11 protein-coding genes and 3 rRNA genes are annotated in these 18,680 nt (G+C 59.4%); 12 read left to right on the plus strand and 2 right to left on the minus strand.

Annotated elements, in window-relative coordinates:
- The first annotated feature begins 208 nt into the window (after window positions 1-208).
- The 9 genes from QZH45_RS01700 (at window position 209) to pgaD (ending at window position 12,689) form a co-directional block, all read left to right on the plus strand.
- A 23S ribosomal RNA gene (locus tag QZH45_RS01700) occupies window positions 209-3,100 on the plus strand.
- A gap of 170 nt (window positions 3,101-3,270) precedes the next feature.
- Window positions 3,271-3,386, plus strand: a 5S ribosomal RNA gene (gene rrf / locus QZH45_RS01705).
- A 107-nt stretch (window positions 3,387-3,493) separates the two neighbouring features.
- Window positions 3,494-3,609, plus strand: a 5S ribosomal RNA gene (gene rrf, locus QZH45_RS01710).
- Window positions 3,610-3,804: 195 nt separating this feature from the next.
- Window positions 3,805-4,440 (plus strand): hypothetical protein, encoded by a 636-nt coding sequence (locus QZH45_RS01715; protein ID WP_024780378.1) that lies wholly within the window; start codon window positions 3,805-3,807, stop codon window positions 4,438-4,440.
- A gap of 159 nt (window positions 4,441-4,599) precedes the next feature.
- Window positions 4,600-6,105, plus strand: a complete 1,506-nt coding sequence (locus QZH45_RS01720) for a YdgA family protein (protein WP_069018373.1) — start codon at window positions 4,600-4,602, stop codon at window positions 6,103-6,105.
- Between the two features lie 236 nt (window positions 6,106-6,341).
- A complete protein-coding gene (gene pgaA, locus QZH45_RS01725; RefSeq protein ID WP_055135925.1) occupies window positions 6,342-8,822 on the plus strand; it encodes a poly-beta-1,6 N-acetyl-D-glucosamine export porin PgaA in 2,481 nt (826 codons plus the stop codon).
- 12 nt (window positions 8,823-8,834) lie between these two features.
- On the plus strand, window positions 8,835-10,832 hold the full coding sequence (pgaB, locus tag QZH45_RS01730) for a poly-beta-1,6-N-acetyl-D-glucosamine N-deacetylase PgaB (protein ID WP_055135926.1): 1,998 nt from the start codon (window positions 8,835-8,837) through the stop codon (window positions 10,830-10,832).
- Between the two features lies 1 nt (window position 10,833).
- Window positions 10,834-12,189: a poly-beta-1,6-N-acetyl-D-glucosamine synthase gene (pgaC, locus tag QZH45_RS01735; protein WP_024780374.1), complete on the plus strand. Its 1,356-nt coding sequence runs from the start codon at window positions 10,834-10,836 to the stop codon at window positions 12,187-12,189.
- Complete coding sequence (gene pgaD, locus QZH45_RS01740; RefSeq protein WP_024780373.1) at window positions 12,186-12,689, plus strand: poly-beta-1,6-N-acetyl-D-glucosamine biosynthesis protein PgaD; 504 nt, start codon at window positions 12,186-12,188, stop codon at window positions 12,687-12,689. Before pgaC ends, pgaD begins: the two co-directional genes overlap by 4 nt.
- Window positions 12,690-12,794: 105 nt before the next feature.
- Here pgaD and QZH45_RS01745 read toward each other — a convergent pair whose 3' ends face one another.
- Window positions 12,795-14,330, minus strand: coding sequence for an FAD-dependent oxidoreductase (locus QZH45_RS01745; RefSeq protein WP_024780372.1), 1,536 nt, complete (start codon window positions 14,328-14,330; stop codon window positions 12,795-12,797).
- 138 nt (window positions 14,331-14,468) lie between these two features.
- On the opposite strand from QZH45_RS01745, the gene QZH45_RS01750 reads away from it, so the two are divergent.
- On the plus strand, window positions 14,469-15,029 hold the full coding sequence (locus QZH45_RS01750; protein WP_024780371.1) for a YbhB/YbcL family Raf kinase inhibitor-like protein: 561 nt from the start codon (window positions 14,469-14,471) through the stop codon (window positions 15,027-15,029).
- A 175-nt stretch (window positions 15,030-15,204) separates the two neighbouring features.
- Complete coding sequence (locus QZH45_RS01755) at window positions 15,205-16,518, plus strand: MFS transporter (RefSeq protein WP_055135927.1); 1,314 nt, start codon at window positions 15,205-15,207, stop codon at window positions 16,516-16,518.
- Window positions 16,519-16,556: 38 nt separating this feature from the next.
- Here QZH45_RS01755 and QZH45_RS01760 read toward each other — a convergent pair whose 3' ends face one another.
- A complete protein-coding gene (locus tag QZH45_RS01760) occupies window positions 16,557-17,435 on the minus strand; it encodes a LysR family transcriptional regulator (RefSeq protein WP_024780369.1) in 879 nt (292 codons plus the stop codon).
- 107 nt (window positions 17,436-17,542) lie between these two features.
- Here QZH45_RS01760 and QZH45_RS01765 point away from each other — a divergent pair, with 107 nt between their 5' ends.
- Window positions 17,543-18,544: a zinc-dependent alcohol dehydrogenase family protein gene (locus QZH45_RS01765; protein WP_024780368.1), complete on the plus strand. Its 1,002-nt coding sequence runs from the start codon at window positions 17,543-17,545 to the stop codon at window positions 18,542-18,544.
- The last annotated feature ends 136 nt before the right edge of the window (window positions 18,545-18,680 follow it).

Genomic DNA, 18,680 nt, shown 5'->3' on the forward strand with positions numbered 1-18,680 from the left:
CATCGACGCGATGATGAATGTTGATTTCTAGTCTTTTGATTAGATCGTTCTTTAAAAATTTGGGTATGTGATAGAAAGATAGACTGAACGTTACTTTCACTGGTAACGGATCAGGCTAAGGTAAAATTTGTGAGTTGCTCTCATGAGCAAGATCGAATTTTCGGCGAATGTCGTCTTCACAGTATAACCAGATTGCTTGGGGTTATATGGTCAAGTGAAGAAGCGCATACGGTGGATGCCTTGGCAGTCAGAGGCGATGAAAGACGTGGTAGCCTGCGAAAAGCTTCGGGGAGTCGGCAAACAGACTGTGATCCGGAGATGTCTGAATGGGGGAACCCAGCCATCACAAGATGGTTATCTTGCACTGAATACATAGGTGCAAGAGGCGAACCAGGGGAACTGAAACATCTAAGTACCCTGAGGAAAAGAAATCAACCGAGATTCCCTTAGTAGTGGCGAGCGAACGGGGACTAGCCCTTAAGCTTCTTTGATTTTAGCGGAACGCTCTGGAAAGTGCGGCCATAGTGGGTGATAGCCCTGTACGCGAAAGGATCTTAGAAGTGAAATCGAGTAGGACGGAGCACGAGAAACTTTGTCTGAATATGGGGGGACCATCCTCCAAGGCTAAATACTACTGACTGACCGATAGTGAACTAGTACCGTGAGGGAAAGGCGAAAAGAACCCCGGAGAGGGGAGTGAAATAGATCCTGAAACCGTATGCGTACAAGCAGTGGGAGCAGACTTTGTTCTGTGACTGCGTACCTTTTGTATAATGGGTCAGCGACTTATTTTCAGTGGCGAGCTTAACCGAATAGGGGAGGCGTAGCGAAAGCGAGTCTTAATAGGGCGTCTAGTCGCTGGGAATAGACCCGAAACCGGGCGATCTATCCATGGGCAGGTTGAAGGTTAGGTAACACTGACTGGAGGACCGAACCGACTACCGTTGAAAAGTTAGCGGATGACCTGTGGATCGGAGTGAAAGGCTAATCAAGCTCGGAGATAGCTGGTTCTCCTCGAAAGCTATTTAGGTAGCGCCTCATGTATCACTGTAGGGGGTAGAGCACTGTTTCGGCTAGGGGGTCATCCCGACTTACCAAACCGATGCAAACTCCGAATACCTACAAGTGCCGAGCATGGGAGACACACGGCGGGTGCTAACGTCCGTCGTGAAAAGGGAAACAACCCAGACCGTCAGCTAAGGTCCCAAAGTTATGGTTAAGTGGGAAACGATGTGGGAAGGCTTAGACAGCTAGGAGGTTGGCTTAGAAGCAGCCACCCTTTAAAGAAAGCGTAATAGCTCACTAGTCGAGTCGGCCTGCGCGGAAGATGTAACGGGGCTCAAACCATACACCGAAGCTACGGGTATCACGTAAGTGATGCGGTAGAGGAGCGTTCTGTAAGCCTGTGAAGGTGAGTTGAGAAGCTTGCTGGAGGTATCAGAAGTGCGAATGCTGACATGAGTAACGACAATGGGTGTGAAAAACACCCACGCCGAAAGACCAAGGTTTCCTGCGCAACGTTAATCGACGCAGGGTTAGTCGGTCCCTAAGGCGAGGCTGAAAAGCGTAGTCGATGGAAAACAGGTTAATATTCCTGTACTTCTGGTTATTGCGATGGAGGGACGGAGAAGGCTAGGCCAGCTTGGCGTTGGTTGTCCAAGTTTAAGGTGGTAGGCTGAGATCTTAGGTAAATCCGGGATCTTAAGGCCGAGAGCTGATGACGAGTTACCCTTTGGGTGACGAAGTGGTTGATGCCATGCTTCCAAGAAAAGCTTCTAAGCTTCAGATAACCAGGAACCGTACCCCAAACCGACACAGGTGGTTGGGTAGAGAATACCAAGGCGCTTGAGAGAACTCGGGTGAAGGAACTAGGCAAAATGGCACCGTAACTTCGGGAGAAGGTGCGCCGGTGAGGGTGAAGCACTTGCTGCGTAAGCCCACGCCGGTCGAAGATACCAGGCCGCTGCGACTGTTTATTAAAAACACAGCACTCTGCAAACACGAAAGTGGACGTATAGGGTGTGACGCCTGCCCGGTGCCGGAAGGTTAATTGATGGGGTTAGCTAACGCGAAGCTCTTGATCGAAGCCCCGGTAAACGGCGGCCGTAACTATAACGGTCCTAAGGTAGCGAAATTCCTTGTCGGGTAAGTTCCGACCTGCACGAATGGCGTAACGATGGCGGCGCTGTCTCCACCCGAGACTCAGTGAAATTGAAATCGCTGTGAAGATGCAGTGTATCCGCGGCTAGACGGAAAGACCCCGTGAACCTTTACTATAGCTTTGCACTGGACTTTGAATTTGCTTGTGTAGGATAGGTGGGAGGCTTTGAAGCGTGGACGCCAGTCTGCGTGGAGCCATCCTTGAAATACCACCCTGGCAACTTTGAGGTTCTAACTCAGGTCCGTTATCCGGATCGAGGACAGTGTATGGTGGGTAGTTTGACTGGGGCGGTCTCCTCCTAAAGAGTAACGGAGGAGTACGAAGGTGCGCTCAGACCGGTCGGAAATCGGTCGTAGAGTATAAAGGCAAAAGCGCGCTTGACTGCGAGACAGACACGTCGAGCAGGTACGAAAGTAGGTCTTAGTGATCCGGTGGTTCTGTATGGAAGGGCCATCGCTCAACGGATAAAAGGTACTCCGGGGATAACAGGCTGATACCGCCCAAGAGTTCATATCGACGGCGGTGTTTGGCACCTCGATGTCGGCTCATCACATCCTGGGGCTGAAGCCGGTCCCAAGGGTATGGCTGTTCGCCATTTAAAGTGGTACGCGAGCTGGGTTTAGAACGTCGTGAGACAGTTCGGTCCCTATCTGCCGTGGACGTTTGAGATTTGAGAGGGGCTGCTCCTAGTACGAGAGGACCGGAGTGGACGAACCTCTGGTGTTCCGGTTGTCACGCCAGTGGCATTGCCGGGTAGCTATGTTCGGAAAAGATAACCGCTGAAAGCATCTAAGCGGGAAACTTGCCTCAAGATGAGATCTCACTGGAGCCTTGAGCTCCCTGAAGGGCCGTCGAAGACTACGACGTTGATAGGCAGGGTGTGTAAGCGCTGTGAGGCGTTGAGCTAACCTGTACTAATTGCCCGTGAGGCTTGACCATATAACACCCAAGCAATTTGCTTGCTCCGAGCTGAAAAGCACAGGGCGCCAGATTGCGGTGTGTGAAGACGAAACGAACCGAAAGTTCGAACTGACTCAGCAGCAACACACAAACTATCGCATACCCATTCGCTGGAACGTTGCCCATGCAACGCGCTGGCTACAGAATTTCTTGACGACCATAGAGCGTTGGAACCACCTGATCCCATCCCGAACTCAGAAGTGAAACGATGCATCGCCGATGGTAGTGTGGGGTTTCCCCATGTGAGAGTAGGTCATCGTCAAGATTAAATTCCGAAACCCCTATCTGCTGACGCAGGTAGGGGTTTTGTTTTAGTAGAAGTTCTCGATTTTTGCCGGCACGTTGCTGTTGAACGGGCTGGCTGCCGAATTTCTTGACGACCATAGAGCGTTGGAACCACCTGATCCCATCCCGAACTCAGAAGTGAAACGATGCATCGCCGATGGTAGTGTGGGGTTTCCCCATGTGAGAGTAGGTCATCGTCAAGATCGAATTCCCAAAACCCCTGTCTGCTGACGCAGACAGGGGTTTTGTCGTTTTGGGCCGGTAATCGGATCGCACCCTGTTTTGCTGTCGTCACCCCAGCAAACCCCGGGGCCGTTGCTATGCTGTGAGTGTCGGGGACTGACGAAAAAAACGGAGCCCGCGACGTCAATGCGTCACTGGTCATGGGGATTCCAATAATGAAAAACCCTTATGCTCCCGGTTTCTGGTGTGCCATCGCGGCCTTGGTGCTGCTCTCGGCCACTTATTTCTATGGCGTCATGCTGACTCACCAGATCGAAAAAGCGCTGATATTTCTGGACAGTGCGTCTGCGCTGATCGGCGTGATATCCATCGCCATCGTGGCCTGGGCATCGCTGCAAGGGCAACGCATCAAGAAGAAACATTTAGGGCAAGGTAAAACCCTGGTGCTGATCTGGGATACCAAGGTCGCGTTGAGACGGGTCGAGACGGTGTTTGACCGTTATTTCTGGGGCAGCTACTGGCAACCTGGGCGCACCTTCCAGGAGGTCATGGGCGAACTCACAGGCACTCCGCTGGAAAAAAGCCTCGAAGCCCTGAAGATCCAATGCGCCGCTTTGGACAAACAGGTTGCCCAGGACGGCTGGCATTGGCTCAACAATGCCCGTGAGCTGTGCGATGTTGCCAATGCCATGGCCCGTGAACGTTATCAACTGGACTTCTGCGACCCCCGTGCTGAATCATCGGGCGCAGCGGTCATCAACCGCGATTTCGAGGTGTTGGTATACACTTGGACGGCGCGGCTCAGGACTTTCGACCATCAACTGGACGAAATTGAAGTCCAATATTCGTAGACCGTCTCTCAAGAGTTTTCTTTCCCCCCTTTAAACATTGGGCCTCCAAGGGTGCCTGATGGTAATCTCCCTCCACCTTTTTACGGCGTCAAGCCACACCCTTCGCGGTGTCAGGGAAGACGACGGCTTTTTCAACCATGGATATCGATCGGGTCACTCATGAATAAATCAGCAAGCGTACTCTTGGGAATCGTTGTAGCAGTCGGAGCTGTCAGTGCGGGCGGCGCCTGGTACACCGGGACCAAACTCGAGGGCGTGCTGCAAACTGCCATTGCCGAAAGTAACAAGCAGATGGTGACTGCCTTGGCCGGCTCCAACAGCTCGTCCTCTATCGAACTGGTTTCGCTGGATCGTGGGATCTTCAGCAGCACCGCTCATTATCGCCTCAAGGGTGAAGGCGATATGTTCGGTGGCGAAGCGGTGGAGCTGCTGGTCGTGGACAATATCGAACACGGTCCGCTGCCTTTTTCGCGTCTGATGACCCTCAAGTGGCTGCCGGTCATGGCCACCAGTCATGCCGAAATCGAACGGACCCCACTGACCGAAAAATGGTTCGCTGCCGCCAAGGACAAATCGCCTGTCAAAGGTGTGTTCAACCTGGGTTACGACCAATCGGTCAACGGCACGCTGGAATTGCTGCCGCTGGACGCCAAGCTGGATGAGCAGTCCCAGGTCGTCTTCTCCGGTCTGAAACTCGACCTGGCCGCCAATGCCCAGGCACAGAAGATCAAGGCGGACGGCTACATGGACAGCCTCAAGCTGACCAGCGTCGCGGAAGATCAGAGCCCGGTGCTGGTTGAGCTGAATGGCCTGACCCTTGCCAGCAACCTGAACAAGAGCACCTACGGCTATTACATGGGCGATAACGCCCTGATTCTGAACAGCCTCAAGGCCAGCTTCGGTGAGCAGAAGTCGGTGGTGGGTCTGAAGAATATCGAGATGAAGAACAGCAGTACCGAAAGCGGCACCAGCGCTTCGGGGCGTGCCGATTACAAGATCGGTGAGTTGTCGTTCAACGATAAGACCATTGGCGCCGCGCAGATGGCAATCAGCGCTAAGAACCTCGACATCCCCGCCACCATGTCGCTGATGCAGGTTTATCAGGCCAAGCTGCAGCCCTATGAAAAAGCCGCTGCCGAAGCCGCCGAAGCTGGCGAACCTGCTCCAGAGCTGAACCTGACCGAGGCCGAAGAGGCTCAGGTCAAGGCCGACCTGGAGAAACTCCTGGCTGCTGGCCCGCAGATCGCGTTGGAGAATCTGTCGTTCAGTACCGCCAGCGGTGAAAGCCGTGCGAGCCTGGTCGTCAATCTGGCCAAGCCGCAATCGATGGACCTGCCGCCTGATGAGCTGGGCCGTCAGTTGCTCGCCTTGCTGGACTTCAACGTGAAAGTCTCCAAGCCGATGCTGGTGGACCTGGCGACTGTGCAAGCCCAGATGGAAGGTCAGACTGACGCCAAACTGATCGCGGATCAGGCCCTTGCCACCAGCGACATGTTCAGCGCCATGGCAGTGGGTACGCAGCTGGCGACCCTGGAAGGCAACGATGTAGTCACCAAGCTGCGCTACGCCAACAATCAGGTTGATTTCAACGGTAAGAAAATGACCGTCGAAGAATTCATGACGTTTGTGATGAACAAGGTGGGTGGTGGCGTCGCCGTTCAGTAACCGCTTTGGCAACATCCAGAACCGGTCCGTGCATTACGCACGGGCCGGTTTTTTTTGCCCTTGGAGCAGGGCTGAATCTGTACCGATTCTGAAGAATTGTGGCGTTCTCGAAGATGCCCCGCCGCGCAATGCAAGACTAGGCCCATTAGAGCTTGGCTGGATTCCTTTGATCCGGCTTCCTGTTTGATGGGCAAGGGGGCACTGCGACCCGGCTGGCCATGTAAGGATGCTGACGAATGCCGCGTACTGTGGGTCCTCTTATTCAATGCGGTTTGCGCCCGTTGTTTGGCGTCATGTTGTGCAGCCAGTTGTGCTGGCCGGCCTTCGCATTTGCCGATACCGCCTATGATCAGATGGTGTTCGACGCCCGTGCGGGCCATTACACGCCTGCGTTGACCCTGTTGCGTCAGCTACCGGCTGGACAGGCCAGTGTCACCCAGACCAGTGACTATCTGCAGATTGCCAGTTGGGCCGGCCTTGATACCGAAGTGGTGAAGGTCTATGAAACCCAGAGTCGCTATCGCGATCTGCCGGTGCAAGCGCTGAGCGCTACGGCTCGCGCCTACCGCAACCTCAAGCGTTGGGATTCTGCTGCCGAGCTGTACCGGCAGGCGCTGCTGATCGATCCCGAGAATCCCGACCTGCAACTCGGCCTGGCCTTGACCCAGGCCGATGCCGGCAAGCCTGATGAAGCCGTCAATCGTGCAAGGGCCATGGTCGCTGCGAAGCCTGAAGACCCGACGCGTCGGATGGCTTTGGGCTATGCCTTGACCCGTGCCGGGAGCCCTCACGAAGCGCTGTTCGAATATGACCAGGCGTTCTCCCGCGCTGGCAGCAGGCCCGAAATCGCCGCGGAATACATCAATGCCCTGCAGCGCGCCCGCCTGCCAGAGCCAGCATTGCGCCTGGCTCGTCTTCAGCCGGGTCTGATTGACCGTGGTGTGCAACGGCGATTGGAGGGCGACGTGGCGGCCGAGCGGGTTCGCCTGGCGGACATGGCCAGTCGCAGCGAAAAGGAACGCTTTGTCATCGCTGATCGTGCCCTGGCCGATTACGATAAATTGCTCGCCACCTGGACCCCAGTAGCCGAGGCTTATGATGACGTACTCCGCTGGCGAATCGACCGCATGGGCGCGCTCAACGCCCGGGCGCGTCGGACGGAAGTGATTGCCGAGTACCAGAAGTTGATCGCCGAAGGCGTGAGTATTCCCACCTATGCCTTGCGTTGGGTGGCGTCCTCCTACCTGGAGCAGCGTGAGCCGGAGATCGCCGTCGACTTGTACCGACGGGTACTGAGCGCACCGGACGCCGATGTCGCGGATCGCTTCGAGGACAGTACCGCGCTCTATTATGCGTTGCTGGAAAGCGAAAGATCCGAAGAGGCCCGTGCCTTGGCCGAGGACCTGGCGAAGTCCCAGCATCCACGGGTCGAGCTCAAGGGCTTGCCAATCGGCAACCCCAACGACGAATGGATGGATGCTCAACTGCTCGCCGCCCAGTCCGGGACCTATGGTGCCGATCTGCCTACCGCGGAGGCGCGCCTGGAAACGCTGGTCAATCAAGGGCCCGGCAATATCGGCCTGCGGCTGGCCCAGGCAGATCTGTATCAGGCCCGGGATTGGCCGCGCCGTTCGGAAAACCTGCTCAAGGAAGTCGAGGCGACCACCCCGCGCAACCGGGACCTGGAAATCGCCCAGGCCCGCGCCGCCCTGGATTTGCAGGAATGGCGGCAGTTGGATGTCCTGACCGACGATGTCGTTGCTCGTTACCCGGAAAACGCCCACGTCAAACGCTTGCAGCGCCTGCGCGATGTGCACGACATGGCTGAACTGCGCATCGAGGCCTATACCGGCAAAAGTTATGGCGGCAGCAACGGCGATGCCGGTGCGGTGACCGGCAGTCGGGACTTCGGTATCGAAACGTTGCTCTATAGCCCACCCGTCGACGAAGACTGGCGGCTGTTCGGCGGCGTCGGTTACGCCACGGGCGACTTCGAGGAAGGCACCGGCCATCATCGCTGGCAGCGCCTGGGTGTGGAGCGTCGCAGCCGTGACATGACCCTGGAAGCGGAAGTTTCCAACCATGCCTATGGTTCCGGTGACAAACAGGGCGCGCGCGTGGCGTTGGCCCTGGATATCGATGATCACTGGCAGTACGGCGGCAGCCTGGATTACCTCTCGGCCAACACGCCGCTGCGTGCCCTCAACAGCGGCATTCGCGCCAATGGCGGCAGCGGTTTCATCCGCTGGCGAGCCCATGAAAGTCGCGAGTGGCGATTGACGGTCAGTCCGTCCCATTTCAGTGATGGCAACAACCGTCTCGAAACCCTGCTGACCGGCCGCGAAGGTCTCTACAGCACCCCGCGCCTGCAGGTGGAAATGGGTCTGGAGGTAGCGGTCAGCCGCAACAGTGGCTCCAACGAAGTGCCCTATTTCAACCCCAAGTCGGACCTCGGCGTCATGCCGATCGTCACGGCCAACCATGTGTTGTATCGCCGGTACGAAACCGCATGGAGCCAGCAATTCCAGGTCGGTGCCGGCAGCTACAGCCAGCGCGACCACGGCACCGGCGCCATGGGGCTGCTCGGTTACGGCCAGCGTTTCCTCTGGAACGACGTGCTCGAGGCCGGCGCCACGCTGAGCTGGCTCAACCGCCCTTACGACGGCGATCGTGAAAGCGATCTGCGCCTGCTTGTCGACCTCACCTACCGCTTCTAGAAGAGTTTGAAGATGCCTGTCATTTCGCGATTCATCCTTCTGCTGGGGGTCTTGCTGATCAGCGCGTGTGCCCAGCAGGCCCCGGCGTTCACGCCGCCCTCGCAACGGCCCCTGGCGGCCAATGACGAGCCGTGGCCGAAGAACCATGTGCTCGGCATCGCCTATCACGACGTCGAGGACCTTGATCCGGACCAGGCACTGGTGGCCGTGCGCACCGAGCGACTGATCGAGCAACTGGCGTGGCTGCGGGAAAACAACTACCAACCGGTCACCGTGGACCAGATCATCAACGCCCGTAATGGCGGCCCCGAGCTGCCGTCGCGTGCGGTGTTGCTGAGCTTCGACGACGGTTATGCGAGTTTCTACACCCGTGTAATGCCGATCCTGCGTGCCTATAACTGGCCGGCGATCCTGGCGCCAGTGGGCAGTTGGATCGATACGCCGCTGAACCAACCGGTGGATTTTGCCGGGGTAGCGCGCAAGCGCTCCGATTTCCTGACCTGGGAGCAGATTCGCGAGGTGTCGAAGTCGGGTCTGGTGGAGATCGCTGCACACACCGACGCCAATCACAAAGGCATACTCGCCAACCCGCAGGGCAACCAGCAACCCGCGGCCACCACCCGGCGCTACGATCCCGCCACCGGCCGCTATGAAACCGAGGCCGATTTCCAGGCGCGCTTGCGCAAGGACGTGGCGTCGATCTCCGAGAAAATCCGCAACGTCACCGGCTACCGTCCGCGAATTTGGGTCTGGCCATACGGGGAAGCCGATGGCACCGCGCTGCAGGTGATCGGCAGCGAGGGTTATCAGATGGCCCTGACCCTGGAGGACGGTCTCGACAGCCTCGATAACCTGATGAGCGGGCCGCGGTTTTTGGTTGCCTCCGATCCGGACGGCGCACATTTCGCCGAAAGCATCGTTTCCGTACAGGCGAGCGACCCGATGCGCGTGGTCCATGTCGACCTGGATTATGTCTACGATCCGGACCCTGTGCAGCAGGAAGCCAACGTCGGCAAGTTGATCCAGCGCATCTATGACCTGGGCGCCAACACGGTATTCCTGCAGGCGTTCGCCGATCCAAAAGGCGATGGCTTGGTGCGTTCGCTGTACTTCCCCAACCGTCACCTGCCGGTACGGGCCGACCTGTTCGATCGGGTTGCGTGGCAATTGCGTACGCGGACCAATGCCAAGGTCTATGCCTGGATGCCGGTGCTCAGCTTTGCCCTGGATGCGAAGCTGCCGCGAGTGCAGCGCTGGGATCCGGAAACCGGCAAGACCGGCGTCGCCCCGGACCAGTACGTGCGCTTGTCGCCGTTCGATCCGAACGTGCGCAAAGTCATCGGTGAAATCTACGAAGACCTGGCGCGGATGAGCTCGTTGGACGGGGTTCTATACCACGACGACGCCGTGTTCTCCGACTTCGAGGATGCCGGTCCCGCGGCCCTGAAAGTCTATGCGGCCAACGGCCTGCCGACGTCCATCGCCGCCTTGCGCGAGGACCCGGCAGCGATGCAACGCTGGACCCGCTTCAAGAGCCGCTACCTGATCGACTTCACCCGTGAGCTCACCGCCAAGGTCCGGGCGATTCGTGGCCCGCAGGTGCTGACGGCGCGCAATATCTTTGCCGAACCGATGCTCAATCCCGAAAGCGAAGCCTGGTTCGCCCAGAACCTCGATGACTTCCTCGGAGCTTATGACTGGACGGCACCGATGGCCATGCCGTTGATGGAGAAACAGACCCCTGCGCAATCCGGCCCGTGGCTGGAGCGCCTGGTCCAGACCGTCAAGGCCCGCCCCGGTGCTCTCAAGCGCACGGTGTTCGAATTGCAGGCCCGTGACTGGGACAGCAAGCCGGCCAGTGATATCGAGGGTGAGCAATTGGCCGACTGGATGGGACGCCTCAAGCGCCAGGGTGTGACCAGTTTCGGCTATTACCCGGACAATTTCATCGAAGACCAGCCGGCGGTGAAAACCGTGCGGCCGGCGCTCTCCAACAAGTGGAATCCTTGACATGCTCGACAGACTGCTCGCTCTGCTGGTGCTGGCGATCGTCCTTGGAGTGCCCCTGGGCCTGATCTTCCTGGTCACCGGGCAATTCCTGATGGACTTCGTGTTCTTCTACCCGCTGTTCATGTCCGGCCTGTGGATTGCCGGTGGCCTGTATTTCTGGCTGCACTGGGAGCGCCACTGGCCGTGGAAGGACGACACGTTGCCGCCGCCCCTGGCCGGCGAGCCGCTGATCAGCATCCTGGTGCCCTGTTTCAACGAAGGCGATAACGTCGCCGATACCATTCACGCGGCGCTGGGACAGCACTACCCCAACATCGAAGTCATCGCCATCAACGATGGCTCCAAGGACAACACCGGGCAGGTCCTCGATCTGTTGGCGCTGGAAGATCCGCGCCTGCGGGTGCTACACCTGGCGGAGAACCAGGGCAAGGCCGTGGCCCTGCGCATGGGCGCCATCGCGGCCCGTAGCGAATATCTGGTGTGCATCGATGGCGATGCACTGCTGGCGCCCAATACCTGTGCCTATCTGGTCGCGCCGATGCTGGAGAATGCCCGTCTTGGTGCGGTGACCGGCAACCCGCGTATCCGCACCCGCTCGACATTGGTGGGTCGGGTCCAGGTCGGCGAGTTCTCTTCCATCATTGGCCTGATCAAGCGCACCCAGCGGGTCTTCGGGCGGATCTTTACCGTCTCCGGGGTGATCGTCGCCTTCCGTCGCACGGCCCTGCACCGGGTCGGCTATTGGAGCCCGGACATGATCACCGAAGACATCGATATCAGCTGGAAGCTGCAACTGGACCACTGGAGCATCTTCTACGAGCCCCGTGCGCTGTGCTGGATCCTCATGCCCGAAACCCTGCGCGGCCTGTGGCGTCAGCGGCTGCGCTGGGCCCAGGGCGGTGCCGAGGTGCTGTTCAAGAATATCCGTGGCATCTGGCAGTACCGCCATCGCTACCTGTGGCCGCTGCTGTTCGAATATTGCCTGTCCACAGGCTGGGCGTTCACGTTCCTGCTGTCGGTGGTGTTCTGGGGCGCGGGGAAATTCGTCGAGATGCCGGCGGCCATTGCGGTCGAGCATCTCATGCCGCCGGCTTTTACCGGACTGTTGCTGGCGGTGGTGTGCCTGTTCCAGTTCGCGGTGAGCATCCTGATTGATCGCCGTTACGAAAAAGGCCTGTGGCACATCATGTTCTGGGTGGTCTGGTACCCGTTGGTGTTCTGGCTGATCAGCCTGTTCACCACCCTGGTGAGTTTTCCGAAGGTCTTGTTCGGGCAGCATCAGCAGCGTGCGCGCTGGGTCAGCCCGGATCGGGGTATCAAACCGTTTGGTGATGAAGAAGAGGAAGTGATCCGATGAAAATTATCAGGACCCGGCAAAGGCCTTTTCTGGTGTTCATCGATGTGTTCTTCACGGTGCTGGCTTGGGTTGGGCTGCTGTACCTGTTGATCAATGGGCTCTGGCCGCTGTTTGGCAGTCACGCCGGGCCGCGCTTCGGCGGCACATGGCTGGATACGCTCGGGACGTTGCAGATCTACGGTTGGGTGGCATTGGTCAACGCGGTCATCCTGATTGCCTGGGCGCGTTATCAGCAGCGCAAGAGTCGAAGCTTCTCCCAGCGTCGATTGCCAGCGCCGGTCGTCGACGATCAGGGTTTGAGCGATAGTTTCAAACTGACTGACGAGCGCCTGGACACCCTGCGCCGGCCGGGCTCAAAGATCATCCACAACAACCAGGAGGGTGACATCAGCCATGTCGTGCCGCACTTTCATGTGCTGAGCAAGGAACTGCAACCGCCGCCCCTGGCGCCGTTGGAGCCGGCGCGGGTTATCCAGCTGCCGGCCGATCATTCGATGTAGAGGCCGCCGACGCCTTCGCGAGCAGGCTCGCTCCCACAGGGATTGGTGTGAGCCCAAGTTTGTAGGCAACGCAGCGTGTGCGAGCCTGCGCGCGAAGGCGATAGGTCAGGCGCTTGAAAAATCCCGGATCAACCGCCACGCCTCATCCACCGGCAGCGGTTGCTTCATGCGTTGGGCCAGCGCCGCCATGGCCCGGCCTTCATCGCAGGCCACAGCCGCGGCAACCAGGCCATCCTTGCCCAACAGGCCAATGAAGGGCGGATGCTCGGGAGTGCCCTTGAATTGCACCTCGTCCCATTGCTCGGCATGGCCGAGGTAGTCGTAGCGTTTGCCGAAGTGATAGGTCCAGAAAAACGGCACATCCAAGTAATGTTCCTCACCGCCGAGCATATTCGCTGCTGCGATTCGGGCCTGTTGTTGGGCCAGGCGCCAGTGTTCGATTCGCCGGGGCTGGCCGCTGAGGGGAAATGTCGCGATATCACCGACGGCCCATACCCCGTCGGCCACGCGCATGCCGGCGTCGACGGTTATTGACTGGTCCTCTTCCCGCGGCAAATCGGCAAATGGTTCGGTGGCTGGACGAACGCCGATCCCGACAATCACAAGGTCCGCCGCAAAGCGCTGGCCATTATCCAGCACCACGGCCTCCACCTTACCGGCACCTTCGATGCGCGCCGCTTCGCCATCGGTGTGATAAACCACGCCGTTGGCTCGATGCCGGGCCAGGATGGCCTGGCCGACACTGTCGCCCAACTGAGCCGCGAACGGCACGGGGTGACGGGCCAGGACAGTGACGCTCAGCTCCCGTTTGCGCAGCGACGAGGCCACTTCCATGGCAATGAAACTGTCACCGATAATCACCGCTCGTTGCCCGGGCCGGGCGCAGTCGAGGATGTGCCTTGTGTGTTCCATCGAGCGCAGCACGAAGACCTGCGGCAGATCGATGCCCGGCAGGTCCGGAGTCCTGGGCGTTGCGCCAGTGGCGATCAGCGCTGCGTCGTAGTCCAGTGTCCGCCCGTCGGCCAGGCGAATCTGCCGCGAGGTGCTATCCAGGCCCACAACTTCGCCGTGAATCCGATCGATACGTTGCTGGGTGAAGTAAGTTTCATCCCGCAACGCGGGTGTCTCATCGACTGTCATGTCGCCGGCCAGGACGTATTTGCTCAGCACCGTGCGGTCATATCCTGCGTCGGTTTCGCGATCGATCAGCTGAATCCGGCCGCCGAAGCCTTTATCGCGCAATGCCGCAGCGCATGCGGTGCCGGCTGCCCCGGCACCGATGATGACAAAGGTGCGTGGGTCGTCGGCCGGCGGGATCTTCTCGGCGGGCAACGGTTGGTCATCGACCCAGATGTCGCCGTCGCGCACCTCGACGTGATAGCGCTCCAGGCTATCGAGGGCCGGAGGTTCGCACAGGGCGCCGTCTTCGGCCCGAAATGCAGCCTTGTGCCAGGGACAGATCAGCCTTCCGTGACACACCGCACCCTTGGCCAACGGCGCGCCGGCGTGCGGGCATTTACCTTGGAAGGCGCGTATCTGGTCGCCCGCGCGAAGCAGCAGGAGGGTCGTTTCGTTGATCTTGACTTCGAGGCCGCGGTCTTCACGTACATCCGTGAAGCGGGCGACTTTATGCAGGGGCATGGTCAGTCTCCGGCAGGCGTTTCTCCTTAGAGTCGGCTGACTGGAGCGAGGTTCAGCATAATTGTCACTGCAACCCGGGCGGAGCTGGGGCTATAGTGCGCAGGCCGTCCATGGCTTGACCCGCATAAGGTGCCCGGTATGACCCGATTGACCTCCCTCACCCCCTGGCTGGCAGCCTTCACCCTGGTGCTGTGCGCCCAAGGGGCTGTTCAGGCCGAGGAGCGTTTCACCCTCAACATCCCCGGCGTGTCGGATAACCGCCTTTTCACCGCTGCGGCTGCCAGTGATGCCAACAAATGCGGTGGCAAGAACATTTCCCCGGCCTTGAGCTGGAACGCCGGCCCGCCGGGTACCCTCAGCTACGCCATCGTCATGCTGGACCCGGATGGCCAAAGGGGCCAGGGCGTCGACCACTGGGTCCATTACGGTATCAAGGCCACCACGCGGCAGATACCAATGGGGGCGGGCAGCAAGACCACGCTGGAAGGCGTGAGCGGTATCAACAGCAAGAACACCCACGGTTATATCGGTCCCTGCCCACCCATCGGCGATAGCGCTCATCACTATCTGATCCAGCTCTTCGCCCTGGACCTGCCGCCGAATGCGTTGCCCGCAGGGCTGACCCGTGCCCAACTGATGGAAAAGATCAACGGCCACGTGTTGCGCAACAGCAGCGTCGTGCGGCGTTACCATCGCTGACTCAGCATATGAACCCTGCTGGACTTTGTAGGAGCTGGCGAAGCCTGCGATCTTTCGCTTTCGACCTTTCGCTCTCGACTCAGTCGGCAGTGGAAAGATCGCAGCCTCGTTGCACTCGGCAGCTCCTGCAAGGTGCGGCCCCCGCCACTCAATAACCTGATATTCAAATTTGCCCATGACAGCCATCACCCATCCGCCAGGCGACCGGTTCAGCCGGTCCGACTACAAGACCCTGGGGCTTGCCGCCTTGGGCGGGGCGCTGGAGATCTACGATTTCATCATCTTCGTCTTCTTCGCCCTGACCCTCAGCCAGTTGTTCTTCCCACCGGAAATGCCCGACTGGCTGCGCTTGCTGCAAAGCTTCGGGATTTTCGCCACTGGTTACCTGGCACGGCCGCTGGGCGGCATCCTCATGGCGCACTTCGCTGATCGGCTGGGGCGCAAACGGGTATTCAGCCTGAGCATCCTGATGATGGCCTTGCCCTGCCTGCTCATCGGCGTGATGCCGACCTATGCGCAAATCGGCTATTTCGCACCGTTGTTGCTGTTGGCGCTGCGTATCCTGCAGGGCGCGGCGGTGGGTGGTGAGGTGCCGAGTGCCTGGGTATTCGTGGCCGAGCATGCCCCGCTCCACCATCGCGGCTATGCCCTGGGCTTCCTTCAGGCCGGCCTGACCTTCGGCTACTTGCTCGGCGCGCTGACCGCCACGGCGCTGGCCCGTATCTACACCCCAACGGAAATTCTCGATTACGCCTGGCGCATGCCCTTCCTGCTGGGTGGCGTCTTCGGTGTCATCGGCGTCTGGCTGCGTCGCTGGCTGAGCGAAACACCGATCTTCATGGCCTTGCAAGCCAACCGCGAAGACGCTGCGGAACTGCCGCTGCGCACGGTGCTGCGGGACCATCGCCATGCCTTGCTGCCCGCCGCCATTCTGACCTGCGTGCTGACCTCCGCCGTGGTGGTGTTCGTGGTCATTACCCCGACCGTGATGCAGAAAAGCTTCGGCATGACGCCCGGCCAGACCTTCGCCTTGAGCAGCCTGGGCATCGTCTTCCTGAACATCGGCTGTGTCCTGGCCGGCCTCATCGTCGACCGCATCGGTGCCTGGCGTACCGTGATGCTCTACAGCGTGTTGCTGCCCCTGGGCATCTCCGTGCTCTACGCCAGCCTGATCAATGGCGGTACCTGGCTGGGCCTGGCCTACGCCGTGGCCGGCCTGGGTTGCGGGGTGGTCGGCGCGGTGCCTTCGGTGATGGTCAACCTGTTCCCGCCAAAGATTCGCGTCTCCGGCATCTCGTTCACCTACAACATTGCCTACGCGTTGTGGGCCAGTGTCACGCCGCTGGTGCTGATCGCGCTGGTGCCGTGGAGTCCTTGGGTGTGCGTGGGGTATAGCGTGGTGATGGGGGCGGTGGGAGTCGCGGCGGCGATGTTTTTTTCGCGACGCCCCGTGAAGTCGGCGCAGCCTTCGTTGGCGTGTGACGCCTAGTTCCGCTCAGGCGCCTCTGCGGGGTCGGTGGCCGGTCTTCAAAGGCGTTCGCGCAAGAAGTCCACAAAAGCCCGGGTGCGTGCCGAGCGGCGTCGGTCCTGGCTGAATACCGCGTGAAGGGGTAATGCTGTCGGCTGGTATGGAGCGAGCACGCTGGTCACGGTTCCCTGGCGAACATCGGCGGCGAACAGCCACTGTGGCGAAAGCGAAATACCTAACCCGCAAAGCACCATTTCCCGGATCGCTTCGCTGCTGTTGCTGGTGACGTTGCCTTTGATCGTCACGTGATGTTTGTCGCCATGGCAGTCGAACTGCCAAACGTCATAGTGCTCCAGCAGGGTAAACCCCAGGCAGTTGTGACGGGACAGGTCAGACGGTTCGAGTGGTGTGCCGTGTCGTTGCAAGTACGTGGGGGAGGCATATACCTGGCGCGTGCTCTCGCCGAGCTTCAAAGCTACCAGTCCTTCGTTCTGGACCCCGCCGATACGAATGGCCACGTCGATATTTTCCTTCAGCACATCCTCATGTTGATCGCTTAGTCTCAGGTCTATCCGAACCTGTGGATGACGTGCCAGGAAGTCACCTACCAGAGGCGCAATACACAACCGCCCGAAACTTACCGGAGCCGCTACGCGCAGAGGACCGGCGACCTGTTCCTGGCCGCTGGCGAAACTGAGTCGGGCAGTGTCCAGGCTGGCGAGAATTTCCTTGCTCTGGGCATAGAAGCGCTGGCCTTGGTCGGTCAACGCCAGATGGCGGGTGCTGCGGGCAAACAGCGCTCCGCCCAGATGTTTCTCCAACCCGCGGATCTGCTTGCTCACCGCCGGTTGGCCCAGGTTCAGTTCCCTGGCGACGGCCGAGAACGAACCGCGTTCCACCACCCGTACGAACACCTGCATTGCATCGAACAGATCCATAGGGATTTGGCCTGTGTGGGGAATAAATCCTATCCATTGTTGCTTACTTATCGGAATACGTCGTTGCTCGCAATATGAACCTGCCCACTCATTGGAGGTTTACCGTCATGACCATCACCATGTCCGCTGCTATCGCTGAAGCTGCTCAGGCTCCACTGGTTGTCCGCCCCATTCCCCGGCCGGTTCCCGGTAAGGGACAAGTTTTGATCAAGGTCCACGCTGTAGGAGTCAACCCGCTGGATACCAAGATTGCGGCAGGTGGCGGTGCCCATGCTCGTCAGCCCCTGCCCGCCGTATTGGGAATTGACCTGGCGGGGACCGTCGTTGCGTTGGGTGAGGGTGTGAATGATTTTGCCCCCGGCGAGGAGGTATTCGGCATGGCGGGCGGTATCGGCGGCGCCCAGGGTGCACTTGCCGAGTACATTGCCGTCGATGCTCGTCTGATCGCCCCCAAGCCCGCTTCACTGAGCATGCGGGAAGCGGCGGCGTTGCCGCTGGTCTTCATCACGGCCTGGGAAGGGCTGGTGGATCGTGCCAATGTCCGGGCCGGCCAGCAAGTGCTGATCCATGGTGGTGCGGGCGGTGTCGGTCAAATGGCCGTGCAGATCGCCAGGGCTCGAGGCGCCGAGGTCTATGCCACCGGCTCGATCGGCAGCTTGGATTTCATTCGCGAACTGGGCGCGACGGCCATTGACTACCGATCCGAAGACACCGACAGCTACGTACGCCTGCACACCGATGGCGAGGGCTTCGACATCGTTTATGACACGGTCGGCGGCCCGACCCTGGACGCGTCGTTCAACGCCGTGAAGACCTACACCGGACATGTCCTCAGTTGCTTGGGCTGGGGACAGCACAGTCTGGCGCCATTGTCGTTTCGTGGCGCGAGTTATTCCGGCGTATTTACCTTGATGCCCTTGCTGACCGGCAAGGGGCGAGAGCGCCATGGCCAGATCCTGCGGGAGGCGGCAGGGCTGGTTGAGGCCGGGAAACTGCGGATCAAGGTCGATCCACGGCGGTTTGGCCTGGGCGAGGTCAATGACGCGTTTGGCCAAGTGGCAGATGGGCGCGGGCAAGGGAAAACGGTGGTGGAAATCGGGATCGAATGATTGGATTTCCCCGTTGCGAGTCATGTGTCGTCTCGCTGGCCGCCTTTTGCGCCTGGACATCCACGGTGACCAGGCGCTGCTGTTTCAGCGCCTCCAAAAAATTTTTGCTGTCGTTAACCCGAACCGCAGATCCTCC

Origin of the sequence: Pseudomonas corrugata, assembly GCF_050920615.1 — a bacterium.
Classification (GTDB): Bacteria; Pseudomonadota; Gammaproteobacteria; order Pseudomonadales; family Pseudomonadaceae; genus Aquipseudomonas; species Aquipseudomonas corrugata.